At 56.2% G+C, this 16,675-nt stretch carries 10 protein-coding genes and 2 pseudogenes; 7 read left to right on the top strand and 5 right to left on the bottom strand.

Features of this window, described 5'->3' with window-relative positions:
- From G113_RS12210 to G113_RS12195, 4 genes are all read left to right on the top strand, one after another.
- Positions 1–1,445: RecQ family ATP-dependent DNA helicase (locus G113_RS12210; RefSeq protein ID WP_005902607.1), on the top strand; the 1,445-nt coding region annotated here is incomplete at its 5' end.
- A gap of 655 nt (positions 1,446–2,100) precedes the next feature.
- Positions 2,101–4,023 (top strand): PrkA family serine protein kinase, encoded by a 1,923-nt coding sequence (locus tag G113_RS12205; protein WP_005902605.1) that lies wholly within the window; start codon positions 2,101–2,103, stop codon positions 4,021–4,023.
- Positions 4,024–4,050: 27 nt separating this feature from the next.
- Positions 4,051–5,322 (top strand): YeaH/YhbH family protein, encoded by a 1,272-nt coding sequence (locus G113_RS12200; protein WP_005902603.1) that lies wholly within the window; start codon positions 4,051–4,053, stop codon positions 5,320–5,322.
- A gap of 8 nt (positions 5,323–5,330) precedes the next feature.
- On the top strand, positions 5,331–6,851 hold the full coding sequence (locus G113_RS12195; RefSeq protein WP_005902601.1) for a SpoVR family protein: 1,521 nt from the start codon (positions 5,331–5,333) through the stop codon (positions 6,849–6,851).
- 97 nt (positions 6,852–6,948) lie between these two features.
- On the opposite strand, the pseudogene fadR reads toward G113_RS12195, so the two are convergent.
- Positions 6,949–7,663 (bottom strand): annotated as a pseudogene (gene fadR, locus G113_RS12190) (fatty acid metabolism transcriptional regulator FadR).
- 331 nt (positions 7,664–7,994) lie between these two features.
- Here fadR and nhaB point away from each other — a divergent pair.
- Together nhaB and dsbB are read left to right on the top strand one after the other, a co-directional pair.
- Positions 7,995–9,578 carry a Na(+)/H(+) antiporter NhaB gene (gene nhaB / locus G113_RS12185; protein ID WP_005902599.1) on the top strand — a complete coding sequence of 528 codons (1,584 nt, stop codon included), beginning with the start codon at positions 7,995–7,997 and terminating at the stop codon, positions 9,576–9,578.
- An 82-nt stretch (positions 9,579–9,660) separates the two neighbouring features.
- Positions 9,661–10,183, top strand: a pseudogene (dsbB, locus tag G113_RS12180) (disulfide bond formation protein DsbB).
- Positions 10,184–10,363: 180 nt separating this feature from the next.
- Here the strand turns inward: dsbB and G113_RS12175 are convergent.
- The 4 genes from G113_RS12175 to apbC all read right to left on the bottom strand — a co-directional run bounded on the left by G113_RS12175 (position 10,364) and on the right by apbC (position 14,919).
- Positions 10,364–11,833 (bottom strand): inorganic phosphate transporter, encoded by a 1,470-nt coding sequence (locus G113_RS12175; RefSeq protein WP_005902595.1) that lies wholly within the window; start codon positions 11,831–11,833, stop codon positions 10,364–10,366.
- 599 nt (positions 11,834–12,432) lie between these two features.
- Positions 12,433–13,014 carry a dCTP deaminase gene (dcd, locus tag G113_RS12170; RefSeq protein WP_005902592.1) on the bottom strand — a complete coding sequence of 194 codons (582 nt, stop codon included), beginning with the start codon at positions 13,012–13,014 and terminating at the stop codon, positions 12,433–12,435.
- A gap of 68 nt (positions 13,015–13,082) precedes the next feature.
- Positions 13,083–13,727: a uridine kinase gene (udk, locus tag G113_RS12165; protein WP_005902590.1), complete on the bottom strand. Its 645-nt coding sequence runs from the start codon at positions 13,725–13,727 to the stop codon at positions 13,083–13,085.
- Between the two features lie 109 nt (positions 13,728–13,836).
- The gene (gene apbC, locus G113_RS12160) at positions 13,837–14,919 is read right to left on the bottom strand and encodes an iron-sulfur cluster carrier protein ApbC (RefSeq protein WP_005902587.1); all 1,083 of its coding nucleotides are present in this window, start codon (positions 14,917–14,919) and stop codon (positions 13,837–13,839) included.
- Positions 14,920–15,082: 163 nt separating this feature from the next.
- On the opposite strand from apbC, the gene metG reads away from it, so the two are divergent.
- Positions 15,083–16,675 (top strand): methionine--tRNA ligase (metG, locus tag G113_RS12155; protein ID WP_040319180.1); only part of this gene is annotated, 1,593 nt, incomplete at its 3' end.

Genomic DNA, 16,675 nt, shown 5'->3' with positions numbered 1-16,675 from the left:
ATATCCCCCAGGTCTTGCTGTTGACCGCCACCGCGACTCAGGCCGTGATGCAGGATATGCAACGCAAGTTCGATATTGATGATCAGGGGCTAGTGGTGACGGGCTTCTATCGCCCCAATCTGGACTTGAATGTAGTTCCCATTGAACCCAACTTGCGTGACCGTTGGCTGGCGCAGGAGATAGGACGAGCGCCTGGCGCCCCGACCATCGTCTATGTCACCCTGCAGCATACTGCCGAGACGTGCGCCGCCAATCTGGCCCGGGCCGGGTTTAGGGCCAGTGCCTATCATGCAGGGCTAGGTGCAGATCTTCGCCGGGAGATACAACAAGCCTTCATGGCGGGCCAGCTCGACTGCATTGTCGCCACCATTGCGTTTGGCATGGGGATAGACAAGGCCGATATCCGCCGGGTCATCCACTACGACTTGCCCAAATCCATCGAGAATTACAGCCAGGAGATAGGTCGAGCCGGACGCGATGGCCAGCTATCCCATTGCACTGTGCTGGCCAACCGGGCTCAGCTGCCGGTGCTGGAGAACTTCGTCTATGGGGATACCCCCGATAGTGCCGCCATCCGTCAATTGCTGGCCCAACTGCCCCCTGCGGGTGACACCTGGGAATTCGTGCTGCTGCGGCTGTCCAATGAGACCAATATTCGCCAATTGCCCCTCAAGACACTCTTGGTCTATCTGGAGCTGGCCGGCGTCCTGAGTCCGGCGTATAGCTACTTTGCCGACTATCGCTTCAAATTCATCGCGGACAAAGCCACCATCCTGGCGCGCTTTGGCGAGGGGCGCCGCCACTTCCTCGAGGCCCTGTTCGCCTGTGCCCCTCAAGCACGCAGCTGGTGCACCATGGATTTTGAAGCCCTCTGGCAGGGGTATCAGGGGGAACGCTCCCGCGCCGTGGCCGCCCTAGACTATCTGCAGCAACAGGGGCTCATCGAGCTGGAGAGCAAGCAGATGACGGAGGTCTATCAGGTGCAACATTACCCGGCCAGCCTCGATGCTCTCACCGCCGAGCTTCATGGTCTGTTCGAGCAAAAGGAGCAGAGCGAACTCGCCAGGTTACAGGCACTGCTCGCCTTCTTCACCTCATCCACTTGCCTGAGCCAATCCCTGGCCTACTACTTTGCCGATCAGCAAGCACCTGCATCATGCGGTCACTGCTCGGTGTGTCGCGGCCAGGTGGCTGAGCTGCCGGCTCAGCCCGCCCCCCAGCTGCCCAATGAAGCCGGGCTCCGCGCCTGGTGCGATCCGCTGGCTAGCCAGTTGCCTCACCCAGAGCCCAGGGTACTGGCTCGCTTCCTGTGCGGTATCAGCACGCCGCTTACCACTCGCCTCAAGTCGGGAAAGCTGGCCGGCTTTGGCCGGTTGAGCGAAGTCCCTTTTGCCCAGGTAATGGCATTGCTAGCCCAGGCCTATGGCGTGCACCATTCAACATAGGGTCGTTTGAGCTGAGTTGGGGGTGATCAATAGATAGCGGTTAACCTAGGTTGCGGGCAGAAAGACAAAACCAAGGATAAAAAGGAGAGTGGCCTGCGCCGAAAAAATAAGACCCTCGCAGATGCGAGGGTCAAGCCAACGGAAACGTGCTTAAACAGAGCTTTGTTTTCGGACACTGAGACACCTTCTTGCTAAAGCACCGCAGCACCGAACACAGGGCCAATTTAGAGCAGCCACAATGTAGCGTCAATGTAAAAATTAGAGCTAACAATCTACCCCAACACCATTTACGTTGACGTTGACGTAAAGAGCATTTCACTGCAACTTCCCCTGAGGCACGGCCGGCCTGCCCTAGGGCGACAGCGATCCTCTTCCCCCATCCCATTCGTACTTTTCAATCAGATAATGATGAAACATTTATTTTTTATCTCTTTGACATTCACCTAGCTATCGTGGCAGAAATAATTTAACAGTCAGTAACATAGAGCATCTGCTGACTGCCTCCCACCCAAAGGGCCGGGGAAGCGAGCCAACCGATTTAAACCCGTTAGCGGTGATGGATTACTGGGGGCTGTTGACTAGGCTTAAGAGGAAAGTACAACAAGGGTAAGAAACCGGTCATTTTAGGGTAAGCGACTATAACGAGGGCTAAGTTATGGGCATCTTCGAGCATTACCAACAGCGTTATGAGCAAGCCAGGGAAGAGGAGTACAGCATTCAGGAGTTCCTGGACATGTGCAAACAGGATAAATCCTGCTACGCCTCCGCCGCCGAACGTCTACTGGTCGCCATCGGCGATCCCGAGATGGTTGATACCGCCACCAATCCAAGGCTCAGCCGTCTCTTCTCCAACCGGGTTGTCGCCCGTTATCCGGCATTCAAAGATTTTTACGGCATGGAAGAGGCTATCGAACAGATAGTCTCCTACCTCAAGCACTCGGCCCAGGGCCTGGAGGAGAAGAAGCAGATCCTCTATCTGCTGGGGCCGGTTGGCGGCGGTAAGTCTTCCCTGGCCGAGAAGCTTAAATCTCTGATGCAGAAGGTGCCCATTTACCGGATCAAAGACTCCCCGGTCAACGATCACCCCTTCTGCCTGTTTGACATGGAAGAGGATGGCGAGCTGCTGGAAAAAGAGTACGGCATTCCGCGCCGCTACCTCCGTCCCATCATGTCGCCTTGGGCGGCCAAACGTCTTACCGAATATGGTGGCGACATCAGCAAGTTCAAGGTTGAGAAGATCAACCCCTCCATACTGCACCAGATCGCCATCGCCAAGACGGAGCCCGGTGATGAGAACAACCAGGATATCTCTTCCCTGGTCGGCAAGGTCGATATCCGCATGCTGGAACATTTTGCCCAGGATGACGCCGATGCTTACTCCTACTCCGGGGCCCTGTGCAAGGCCAACCAGGGCATGATGGAGTTCGTCGAGATGTTCAAGGCCCCCATCAAGGTGCTGCACCCGCTGCTGACCGCGACTCAAGAGGGCAACTACAACGGCACCGAAGGCCTCTCTGCCCTCCCCTTTGACGGCATCTTGCTGGCTCACTCCAACGAATCTGAATGGCAGCACTTCAAAAACAACCGCAACAACGAAGCCTTCCTCGACCGCGTTTACATCGTCAAGGTGCCCTACTGCCTGCGCGTCTCGGAAGAGGTGAAAATCTACGAGAAGCTGCTCACCAACAGCGAACTGACCGAGGCCAAATGTGCCCCGGGTACCCTGGAGCTACTTGGCCAGTTTACCGTCTTGTCTCGCCTCAAGGAGCCAGAGAACTCCAGCCTCTACTCCAAGATGCGGGTCTATGATGGTGAGAGTCTCAAGGATACGGATCCCAAAGCCAAGAGCTACCAGGAGTACCGGGATTACGCCGGTGTCGATGAGGGTATGAATGGCCTGTCGACCCGCTTCGCGTTCAAGATATTGTCGCGGGTCTTCAACTTCGACCATGCCGAAGTCGCAGCCAACCCAGTGCATCTCTTCTACGTGCTGGAGCAGCAGATAGAGCGGGAGCAGTTCCCGCAAGAGATCCATGACCGCTATCTGGAGTTCATCAAGGGCTACCTCACGCCGCGTTATGTGGAGTTCATCGGCAAGGAGATCCAGACCGCCTATCTCGAATCCTATTCGGAGTACGGCCAGAACATCTTTGATCGCTACGTCACTTATGCCGATTTCTGGATCCAGGATCAGGAGTACCGGGATCCCGAGACAGGCCAACTGTTCGATCGCTCCTCGCTCAACAGCGAGCTGGAGAAGATAGAAAAACCGGCCGGGATCAGCAACCCGAAAGATTTTCGTAACGAAATCGTCAACTTCGTGCTGCGGGCCAGAGCCAACAATGCCGGTCGTAACCCGAACTGGACCAGTTACGAGAAGCTGCGTACCGTCATCGAGAAGAAGATGTTCTCCAATACCGAAGAGCTGTTGCCGGTTATCTCCTTCAACAGCAAAACCTCGGCGGAGGAGCAGAAGAAACACGATAACTTTGTCGAGCGGATGATGGAGAAGGGCTACACCCGTAAGCAGGTGCGGCTGCTCTCCGAATGGTATCTCAGGGTACGCAAATCATCCTGAGCCTGACGGCTTTGCCAAGGGGGAGTTATGGCGCATTTTATCGACCGCAGGCTCAACGGCAAGAACAAAAGCGCTGTCAATCGGCAGCGCTTCATCCGCCGCTACAAGAAGCAGATCAAACAAGCGGTCTCGGATGCCGTCTCCAAACGCAGCATCCAGGACGTAGACAAAGGCGAAAACATCAGCATCCCGACCCGGGACATTGGCGAGCCCCATTTTCACCAAGGTCAGGGGGGAAAACGGGAAATGGTGCACCCAGGTAACGATCAGTTCGTCTCCGGGGACAAGATAGACAGACCCAAGGGCGGTGGTGCCGGCCAGGGCGCGGGGGAAGGTCAAGCCTCCAATCAAGGGGAAGGAAACGATGACTTCGTGTTCCAGATCTCCAAGGAGGAGTATCTGGATCTTCTGTTCGAGGATTTGGAGCTGCCCCATCTGCAAAAGACGCAGCTCAACCAGCTGATGGAGATGAAGACCTACCGGGCGGGTTACACCTCAAACGGGGTGCCTGCCAATATCAACGTGGTGCGCTCTTTGCGCAATTCACTGGCGCGGCGCATGGCGCTGCAAGCGGGCAAGAAACGCAGCTTGCGTGAACTTGAAGCACGCATGTTACTGCTCCAGCAAGACCCGAGAGAACACTTTGCAGAGATCACTCTGCTTGAGAAGGAGATACGCGACCTGAAAAAGCGTATTGATGCCGTGCCTTTTATCGATACCTTCGATCTCAAGTTCAACAACTTCGTCAAACGGCCAGTCCCCTCCAGCCAGGCGGTGATGTTCTGTCTGATGGATGTATCCGGCTCCATGGATCAGGCCACCAAGGAGATGGCAAAGCGCTTCTATATCCTGCTTTACCTCTTCCTGAGCCGTACCTACAAAAACGTGGAGGTGGTCTATATCCGCCACCACACCCAGGCCAAAGAAGTGGACGAGCACGAATTCTTCTACTCCCAGGAGACGGGGGGCACCATCGTCTCCAGCGCGCTCAAGATGATGAGTGACATCATAGATGAGCGCTACCCCACCAATCAGTGGAACATCTATGCCGCCCAGGCCTCCGATGGCGACAACTGGGCAGACGATTCACCCCAGTGTAAAGAGATCCTGCTGCGCGACATCATGCCGCGGGTTCGCTACTACTCCTATATAGAAATCACCACCCGGGCCCACCAGACCCTGTGGCACGAATACGAGGCGGTGGCGAGCCACTACTCCTACTTTGCCATGGAGCATATCCGCAAGGTGGAGGACATCTATCCGGTATTCCGGGAACTGTTCAAGAAGCAAGCGGCCTAGGGGGACATATGACGGAAACAGCCAGAACCTTTGCGCCCTTCGATGATGGGCCAGACTGGAACTTCGATCTGCTGGAGGTCTACCATCAGGAGATAGCACGCGTCGCCAGGCACTATCGCCTGGATACCTATCCCAACCAGATAGAGGTGATCACCGCCGAACAGATGATGGATGCCTACTCCAGCGTCGGCATGCCCATCGGTTATCAACATTGGTCATTCGGCAAGCGCTTCATCCATACCGAACGCAACTACAAGCGAGGCCAGATGGGGCTCGCTTATGAAATAGTGATCAACTCGGACCCCTGCATCGCCTATTTGATGGAGGAGAACACCATGCCAATGCAGGCCCTGGTGATGGCTCACGCCTGCTATGGCCACAACTCGTTTTTCAAGAACAATTATCTGTTCAAGACCTGGACGGATGCCTCCTCCATCATCGACTACCTGTTGTTTGCCAAGAACTACATCACCGAATGTGAGGAAAAGCATGGCATAGATGCGGTAGAGCGGCTGATCGATGCCTGCCATGCTCTGATGAACTTCGGTGTCGATCGCTATAAGAGGCCCCAGAAGATCTCTCTGGCAGAGGAGAAACGTCGCCAAAAGGCCCGTGAAGATTATTTGCAGACCCAGGTGAATGAGCTGTGGCGCACGCTGCCCAAACAGCACAAATCCTCCAATGTGGAGGACATACACTACCCCTCAGAACCCCAGGAAAACCTGCTCTACTTCATCGAGAAGAATGCCCCTCTGCTCGAACCTTGGCAGCGGGAAATCGTGCGAATAGTGCGCAAGATAAGCCAATACTTCTATCCCCAGAAACAGACCCAAGTCATGAATGAAGGCTGGGCCACTTTCTGGCACTACACCATACTCAACCACCTCTATGACGAGGGGAAACTAAGCGATCGTTTCATGATGGAGGTGCTGCACAGCCACACCAATGTGGTCTACCAGCCCCCCTATAACAGTCGCTATTACTCGGGGATCAATCCCTATGCGCTGGGTTTTGCCATGTTCATCGATCTGCGGCGCATTTGCGAAAACCCGACGGAGGAAGACAGACACTGGTTCCCCGACTACGCAGGGACAAACTGGGTAGATACCCTGCACTTCGCCATGCAGAACTTCAAGGACGAGAGCTTTATCAGCCAGTTTCTCAGTCCGAAAGTGATGCGCGATCTCAAGCTGTTCGCCATCGATGACGACGACCTGAAAAACTATCTCAAGATTGCGGCCATCCACAACGAAGAAGGCTACCACCTGGTTCGTAATGCACTCTCGGCCCAATACAACCTGAGCAATCTGGAACCCAATATCCAGGTCTATGATGTGGCGGTGAAGGGGGATCGCACGCTGACCTTGCGTTATATTCCGCACAACCGCATCCCACTCGGGGACTCCCACCATGAAGTGCTCAAGCATGTGCATCTGCTGTGGGGATTTGATGTGGTGTTGGAGCAAGATAATGGCGATCTGCCAAGTGATCTGATCGGTCGTTGCCCAGAGCGACGCCTCTCCCCTTAACCCTGCCCCATGACAGCTAATGCAAAGAGCGCGCCCTAAGGCGCGCTCTTTTATCATGTCGTGACACGGCGAGATCCCCTGCAGGGGCTCGACCTCATCAGTTATCGCACAGGTTGCTCGGCATGTCTGTACGCAGGCGAGTCCACAATTTGCCGGACTCAATACCGTACTGGCGCACCGTCTTGTAGACGTCTTCGTGATTCTTGGTCTCGGCCAGTACCAGCAATGCCTTGTAATAGGCATCCGCGGTGGCGCGAGCCTGGCCATCGGAGAAGTAGTAACGACCGACCCGGCTATAGAGCCCCTTGAAACCGTTCAGGATCAACGCATAGATAGGATTGCCCGATGCGAAGGAGAGCTGATGATGCAGACGGTAATCAAACTCGGCATAGGAGTCGGCACTGTTATCGACACTATTGGCGGCGCGCAGTATCTCGGCAGCTTGTTCCGGGTTGTTGCGGATGGACCCCCCGGATAAAGATGGTGCAAATATTGGTACGCGCAGACAACAGTTGGGCCACCAGATCCGGCACCTTGTCCTGATCCAGACGGGCAAGCGTCTCGAGGATGTTGAGACCAGAGGTTTCCCAGAAGTTGTTGACCTTGGTCGGCTTACCATGCTGAATGGTCAGCCAGCCATCACGGGCCAAGCGTTGCAGCACTTCACGCAGCGTAGTGCGGGTAACACCGATTAATTCGGACAGCTCGCGCTCTGCCGGCAGTATGGATCCGGGAGGAAAGCGATTGTTCCAAATGGACTCGATGATATATTCCTCGGCAAACCCGGCAGGGCTCTGCGCTTTTATAACCATGAAGTGACTCGATTCTCGTGCGTAAAAAGGCTCCCGAATAATAGCAAAGCAGAGGGGCGTGGCAAGCAGAAGGTCAGTCCTCTGCTCACATAACCGAGCAGTTTTGTTATCAAAACGTATATAAATCCATCACTCGTTGAGTTAGAGACTCATGTATGCCCCTGAATTGAAGCAAGTCATGGGCAAGCACCATTATGTAATTTATAGTTAGCCCCATTTTTGATTAAAATCATGGGGAATCAATCAAATAAGCGACAGCATCTTGGTGTGTGCCCGTCATCGTCCAGGGTATCAACACAGCGTCCAACAATAATCACTGAGACTCACTATTATGCCGATTAGCCTAGGGCAAGCCTTTGCGAAGAACTTTCTAGGGCATGCCCCAAACTGGTACAAGAGCGCCATCATTGCCTTCTTGATCATTAACCCTATCGCCTTCCACCTGGACCCCTTCTTCGCTGGCTGGTTATTAGTGGTGGAGTTCATCTTCACCCTGGCCATGGCCCTCAAATGCTACCCGCTGCAACCAGGCGGCCTGCTCGCCATCGAGGCGGTGCTGATCGGTATGACCTCGGCCGAGCAGGTCAAACATGAGCTGGTAGCCAATATAGAAGTGCTCTTGCTATTGGTATTCATGGTGGCCGGCATCTACTTCATGAAGCAGTTACTGCTCTACGTGTTTACCAAGATGCTGATCCGCATACGCTCCAAGACCTTGCTTTCCCTGGCCTTCTGCCTGGTGTCGGCCTTCCTCTCGGCCTTCCTGGATGCCCTGACGGTCATCGCCGTGGTGATCAGCGTCGCCACCGGTTTCTACGCTATCTATCACAAGGTCTCCTCCGGCAAGGAGTTTGGTCATGATCACGACCACACGGATGATGTCACCGTCGCCGACCTCAACCGCCAGCACCTGGAAGATTTTCGTGCCTTCCTGCGCAGTCTGATGATGCATGCCGCCATAGGGACTGCCCTTGGTGGCGTCTGTACGCTCGTCGGCGAGCCCCAAAACCTCATCATTGGCGAGCAGGCGGGTTGGCACTTCGGCGAGTTCGCCATGCGCATGTCACCGGTCACCATTCCTGTGTTCTTCTGCGGCCTGCTCACCTGCGTACTGGTTGAGAAGTGTCGCTGGTTCGGCTATGGCGCCAAGTTGCCCAACGCGGTCCGCCGCATCATGGAAGACTACAATCGCTACGAAGACGAACGTCGCACCCCTCAGGACAAAGCCAAGTTGATTGCCCAGGCCCTGATTGCCGTCTGGCTGATCACCGGTCTGGCCATGCATCTGGCCGCCGTCGGCCTCATCGGGTTGACCGTCATCGTGCTGGCTACCTCATTGACCGGCATCACCGAAGAGCATGCCCTTGGCAAGGCCTTCGAAGAGGCGTTGCCCTTCACCGCCCTGCTTGCCGTCTTCTTCAGCGTGGTGGCCGTCATCATCGATCAGCAGCTGTTCAGACCAGTGATCCAGACGGTGCTCTCCGCCGATCCGGACGATCAGCTGGCCCTCTTCTATCTGGCCAATGGTCTGCTCTCCATGGTGAGTGACAACGTCTTCGTCGGCACCGTCTACATCAACGAGGTGAAGACGGCCCTGTTAAACGGTGCCATCAACCGGGATCAGTTCGACATGCTGGCCGTCGCCATCAATACCGGGACCAATTTGCCATCCGTTGCCACCCCCAACGGTCAGGCGGCCTTCCTGTTCATGCTCACCTCGGCACTGGCTCCCCTGTTGCGCCTCTCCTACGGTCGCATGGTGTGGATGGCTCTGCCCTATACCATAGTGCTGGGTGGTATTGGCTTCATCGCAGTGGAGTTTTTGCTCGGCCCTCTTACCCACTGGTACTACGAGATGGGCTGGTTGTTGCATCACAGCAGTGCCGCCAGCAGTGCATTGCCACTGGCACACTGAGGAAAGGGCCCAGGAGGGGTCCCTTTTCTTTGCGCCTTGCTCTGCTCTAATCCGTCTCATCTTCCCCTTCAGGATCAATCAGATGATTGCATTTCTCCGCCATATTGCCTGTCAACGCTGGGCCTGGGGCCTGCTGGCCGCTTCCGCTCTTTTCCTTGAATTGTGCGCCCTCTTCTTCCAGCACATCCTGGGATTGCATCCCTGCGTCATGTGCATCTATGAACGTATTGCCACCCTTGGCGTACTTACCGCTGGCCTGATTGGCATGGTCAATCCGCAGAAGTGGTATCTGCGCTGGAGTGCGTTGCTGCTCTGGGCCTTCAGTGCCTTCCGCGGCCTGCAACTGGCGCTGCAGCACGTTGATTACCAGATAAACTCCCTCCCCCTTCAATGTCTGCAGCCCCTATGCCGACTTCCCAAGCTGGCTGCCCCTGGACACCTGGGTTCCCTGGCTCTTCTTCCCCGATGGGGATTGCAGCGAGATCAGTTGGCAGTTCCTCGGCTTCTCCATGCCCCAATGGCTGGTCGCCATCTTCGCCGCCTACCTGCTGGTGGCAACCGTGGTGATGATTGGCAATCTGGTCAAGGGCCGCTGCTGCAATTGAACTCTCCCCTGTTCATGAAAAGAGGCGCCCGAGGGCGCCTCTTTTTATTTGCACTCTGTCTGCTCTCTGAATGGTTCGGGAGTTGCAGAGGATGGGCGAACCTCCCGTAAATGAGGCAGATATACAAACCCAAAAAAGCCGCCTTGCGGGCGGCTTGCATTGTCTGTTGCTCATGGTGACTTAGCCCAGCAGGGCATTGCTCAGGATGAAGAGCCCACCCGAGAGCACCATGGTCAGTGGCAAGGTCAACGCCCAGGCGATCAATATGGTCTTGATGGTCTGACTCTGCAGACCAGAGCCGTTGGCCACCATGGTCCCCGCCACCGCCGAGGAGAGGATGTGAGTGGTAGAGACCGGCATACCGGTCAGACTGGCGATCCCTATCGAGGTTGCGGCCGTGATCTGGGCGGCAATACCCTGGCTATAGGTCATACCGCTCGAGCCAATCTTCTCACCGACGGTGTGAACGATACGGCGCCAACCCACCATGGTACCGCACCCCAGAGCCAGGGCGATGGAGACGATGACCCAAGTCGGGGCATATTCTGCGGTCGCAGTCAGATCCTTGCGCCACTTGGCGAGATCGGTCAGCTCCTTGCTGGGTAACGGCAATTTGGCGACTTTACGGGCAGTATCATCGACACACAGCAGCAGACGGCGCACTTCACGGCGCTCTTCCAGGCTCAGACCATCATAGCTGCGTACCTTGCCAAGTCTGTCATCCAGGGTGGCCATGGCGGACATGGCATCGCCTGCCTCGCAATGGGTCACCGGCTCATGATTGACCTTGGCGGAGCGCTGGAAATCGATGAGGCCAGCCAGTTGATACTGATTGCGCTGATAGATCTCGGTAATGCGGCGGTTGGCATCCTGGGTTCTGTCTATGTCATAAGGACGGCTGCCCATGTCGAGCGCAAAATAAGCGGGGGCCATGCAGATGAGTACCAGCATCACCAGACCTATTCCTTTCTGACCATCATTGGAGCCATGCACGAAGCTCACCCCCATGGCTGATGCCACTAGGGTCAAGCGGGCCCAGAATGGCGGGTGCTTCTTGCCATCCACCAACAACCGTTCTTCCGGGGTTTTGTGGATTTTACTGCCTCGCCAGACGCGCTTGAGCGCCAGCAGCAGCCCGGCCGCAATGATAAAGCCCAGCGTGGGAGAGACGATTAACGACAGCATGATGTCGATGGCCTTGCCAACGTTGATCCCCTGCGACAGGGGCTGATCGTTGATCCAGGCATAGGCGCCACCCACCCCAAGAATTGAGCCAATCAGGGTGTGGGAGCTGGAAGCCGGAATACCGAAATACCAGGTTCCCAGATTCCAGACGATGGCGGAGAAGAGCAGGGAGAAGACCATGACCAACCCCTGACTTGAATCCATGCCCAGTAGCAGATCGATAGGCAACAGGTGGACGATGGCATAAGCCACCCCAAGGCCACCGAGCATGACACCGGCAAAGTTGAACATCCCGGAGGCCACCACTGCCATGTTTGCAGGCATGGCCTTGGTGTAAATCACGGTTGCTACCGCATTGGCAGTGTCATGAAAACCATTGATGAATTCATAGGTCAGGACAAAGAGCACGGCCAGCGCCAAGCCGATGAACCACCACAAACCCAAACCGTTAATCATTTCCAGCATAAAAACGAACCTGTTTATGAGTTGCGGCGGATTATGCCCAGATGGCTCAGGGGGCAATAGCCACCGCTGAAATATTTAAGTCATAAAAATAAAGCGCATTTTAAAAAACCAAGGCAGACCCCTTGCCCCATGGGCCTGTCAACAATTCATTAATATAAGGATTACGATCGGCAGCAGGGCCAAAAAACGCGAACAGTGGCTAAAATACGCTCAACATTAGCGATGTCGTGGCCAAAAATAGAAACCATGACAATCCTTATGGCGAGAAAAAGCTGGGTGATAGCCACACATTCATGACAGATAGCGCATCTATCAGCGGCGCCAGGTGGCATGGTCCCTTTGTGATGCGCCGATTCCCCGCCGCTTTTCGCCCCCATGCCATCGGCTGACCCTGCACTGTATGGCCACGATGGTGATGGGGTGTGCAACGGGTATCCATTACGAGCAGAACGCATCCTCCCCTATGTCATCGCCGTTCAATCTGACTGATCAGGCCTACGGCTCTCATGCCGATCGACACACCCTGTTCAGAGGCAATTTGGGGGCAGCGAGCAGTAAAAAGGCGCCACAGAGGCGCCTTTACCGGGAGAAAAAGCCACTCAGTCTTCGCTCATGCGGCTGGCGACCGCACCTTGCTGACTCTTGTACTTGGCATTTTCACGCTTGTTGTAAGGTCTGGCGGCGGCGCCGGAGAGCATCTCGAAGTTGAGCGCCCCTATCTTCATCTTGGGACGCAGTGCCAGCGGCAGTTTGCCGCCGTTGTAGAACTCGAGCACGATGCGACCGGACCAACCCGGATCGATGCGGTGTGCAGTCACGTGCACCATCAACCCGAGACGGGCCAACGAGGAGCGACCATCGAGCCAGCCAACGATGTCGGCAGGCAAGGTTACAGATTCATAGGTCACCGCCAGGGCCAGTTGACCCGGGTGCAGATAGAAGGCATCCCCATCCGCGATGTGGATCTCCTCGCTCATCACCCGATCGATGGCACTGGCCATCTCGCTGCTCGGGCCACTGAGATCGATGAAGGGCGCGGTGTGGTCACGAAATACGCGGAACTCATTGCCGAGCAGCACATCGACGCTGACGCCGCTGATCCGCTCTACTCCGGGCCTGGGTTCGATGACTATCTTGCCTTCATCCAGATGACGTTCGATATCGGTATCACAAAGACGCATTGAGCGACTCTCCTGACAAAAAATGGCATTTTAAAAAAGCCGGGCAGTGACCCGGCTTCCTCATGTTGTTAACCCACCAGCATGTGGCGAATACGCGCCTTGAGCATGTCGATGGCGATGCGGTTCTTGCCGCCGCGGGGCACGATCACGTCCGCATATTGCTTGGAGGGATCGATGAACTGCAGGAACATGGGACGCACAGTTTTCTGGTACTGCTTGAGCACCGAGTCCATGGTACGGCCACGCTCTTGCACATCGCGCACCAGACGACGCACCAGACAGATGTCCAGAGGGGTATCCATGAAGATGGAGGCATCCATCAGCTCGCGCAGTCGGCTATCGGTCAACAGCAGTATCCCTTCGAGGATGATGACCTTGCGCGGTGCAAAATAGCTGGTTTCGCTGATACGAGTGTGTTCCGTGTAGGAGTACTGGGGGATCTCGACCCCTGCCCCCTTGATCAGCTGCACCAGGTGCTCGACCAGCAGGCTGTGATCCATGGCGCTGGGGTGGTCGTAGTTGGTCTTGACCCGCTCTTCCATGGTCAGATGGGTCTGATCTTTGTAGTAACAATCTTCGGAGATCACCCCGATCTCACCCGCCCCCAGTTCGGCCACCAGCTCTTCGTAGATGGTCTGGGCGATGAGGCTCTTGCCGGACGCTGACGCCCCTGCAATGGCGATGATCACACACGAATGTTGAGTATCAGACATGACAAATACCTAAAAAAGAAGCGCTGCGGGAAAGGTTTAAACCGATCCATTATATGGAAAAGGGTGGAGCCTGCCCACCCTAAATACCCACAGAACCGTCAACCGACGATTATTCATCCACCGCCAGGGTAAACAGAGGGGTCGCAATCGGTTTCCCGCTGAAATAGAGGGCGGCGGCAACCCGACGGGCCAGCTTCAAATAACTCTGAGCCAGCTCCCCTTCCGGCGCGAAGAAGACGGTCGGACAGCCGTCATCCATGTGCTGACGGATGTCGATGTGCAGTGGCAACTGACCGAGCAAGTCCATATGGTACTGCTCCGCCATCTTCTGGCCGCCGCCAGTGCCGAACAGGGCCTCGTGATGACCGCAGGCGCTGCACAGGTAATAGCTCATGTTCTCTATGATGCCGAGCACGGGCACATTGACCTTGTTGAACATGGCGATGCCCTTGCGCGCATCTGCCAGGGCCACGTCCTGGGGGGTGGTAACGATGACGGCCCCCGAGGTCGGCACCTGCTGGGCCATGGTGAGCTGGATGTCGCCGGTGCCCGGCGGCATGTCGACCACCAGATAATCCAGCTCGCCCCAACGGGTTTCATTCAGTATCTGCGCCAATGCCTTGCTCGCCATAGGGCCACGCCAGATGGTGGCATCCTGCTCGGCCACCAGATAGCCGATGCTGTTGCTCTTCAGGCCGCATGCTTCCACCGGCAGCATGGTCTTGCCATCGTGACTGCTGGGGCGCTCTTGCTGGGAACCCAGCATGGTGGGGACAGAAGGGCCATAAATGTCAGCATCCAAAATGGCGACCCGCGCCCCCTCTTTTTGCAACGCCAGCGCCAGATTGACGGCGGTGGTGGATTTACCCACACCACCCTTGCCAGAAGCGACGACCAGGATATTGCGAATGCCCTGCACCGCATTGAGATTCTGGGCTCGGGGCATGCTGGCCACGTCGATGTCGCATTGCCACGCTATCTGGCTCGCCCCGGTCAGAGTGCGCAGTCTGTCGTCAAACTCGGCCTGGATCTGTTCAAGCCAGGAAAGACCGGCAAAGGGAAGCACCAATCTGATCTGCAGGGTCTGCTCCTGCTCGCTGATGGTACGGACAAAGCCGGCGTCAACCAGATCCTTGCCCCAACCTATGGGCTTAAATTCGGCAAGTACCTGTTTAACTGAATCAATCACCATGAAATCCCCATTATGTCGTCATTATGCTGAGGGTGAGTGGCGAACCTGGCTCACTAGGGCCAAGCCCGCGTCCATGACGGGCCGCAGACCTAGGCAGGCCGCCCCCAATTCGGGTAACATGCTCGGCACTGTATCATCCCAACAGGCACATAAAGAACGTATTATGGCAACTGATCCTCGTACAATGCTGGTAACCTGCGCCCTCCCCTACGCCAATGGCTCTATCCATCTTGGCCACATGCTGGAACATATCCAGGCCGATATCTGGGTTCGTTATCAGCGAATGCGTGGCCATCAGGTGCATTTCGTCTGTGCCGACGATGCCCACGGCACCCCTATCATGCTCAAGGCGCAGCAGCTTGGGATCACCCCGGAAGCGATGATAGCGGCCGTGTCCGAAGAGCATCAGACCGATTTCGCTGGCTTCAACATCAGCTTCGACAACTATCATTCCACCCACAGCAACGAGAACCGCGAACTGGCGGAGCTGATCTATGGCCGTCTGAAAGCGGGTGAATTCATCAAGGGCCGCACCATCACCCAGCTGTTCGATCCGGAAAAGTCCATGTTCCTGCCGGACCGTTTCGTCAAGGGCACCTGCCCCAAGTGCAAATCCCCGGAACAATACGGTGACAACTGCGATGCTTGCGGCGCCACCTACAGCCCGACCGAGCTGATCGATCCCAAATCCGCCGTCTCCGGCGCCACGCCGGTGATGAAGGATTCCGAGCACTTCTTCTTCGACCTGCCTCAGTTCGAAACCTGGCTTGCCGGGTGGGTGCGCGGCTCAGGCGCCATCCAGGAAGAGATGGCCAACAAGATGCAGGAGTGGTTCGAGAGCGGCTTGCAGCAGTGGGACATCACCCGTGACGCCCCCTATTTCGGCTTCGAAATTCCCGGGGCACCCGGCAAATACTTCTACGTCTGGCTGGATGCCCCCATCGGTTACATGGCGTCGTTCAAGAACCTGTGTGACAAGCGTGGCGACATCGATTTTGACAGCTACTGGAAGAAAGACTCCAGCGCCGAGCTCTATCACTTCATCGGCAAGGACATCGCTTATTTCCACTGCCTGTTCTGGCCAGCCATGCTGGAAGGCGCCGGTTTCCGTCAGCCGACCAAGGTCAACGTGCACGGCTATGTGACCGTCAACGGCGCCAAGATGTCCAAGTCCAAGGGCACCTTCATCAAGGCGAGCACCTATCTCAAGCATCTCGACCCGGAATGCCTGCGTTACTACTACGCCGCCAAGCTCAACAGCCGCATCGACGATCTGGATCTCAACCTCGACGACTTCGTGCAGCGCGTCAACGCCGACGTGGTCAACAAGCTGGTCAACCTCGCTTCCCGTAACGCAGGCTTTATCGCCAAGCGCTTTGACGGCAAGCTGGCGGACAGTTGCAGCGAACCCGCGCTCTACAGCGAGTTTGCCAGCGCCAGCGCCTCCATCAGCGAAGCCTATGAGGCGCGCGAGTTCAGTCGCGCCATCCGCGAAATCATGGCCCTGGCCGACAAGGCCAACCGCTACGTCGATGAGAAGGCGCCCTGGGTGCTGGCCAAGCAGGAGGGTGCAGATGCCGAGCTGCAAGATGTCTGCTCCGTGGGCATCAACCTGTTCCGCGTGCTGATGGCCTACTTGAAGCCCGTCATGCCGCTCTTGGCCGAGCGCGCCGAAGCCTTCCTGGGCGAGACCCTCACCTGGGAAGGAGTGGCCCTGCCACTCACCCATCATCAGCTGACCCCGTTCAAGGCACAC

This window comes from Aeromonas molluscorum 848 (assembly GCF_000388115.1).
Classification (GTDB): Bacteria; Pseudomonadota; Gammaproteobacteria; order Enterobacterales; family Aeromonadaceae; genus Aeromonas; species Aeromonas molluscorum.
This window is presented reverse-complemented; position numbering and strand designations above follow the sequence as displayed.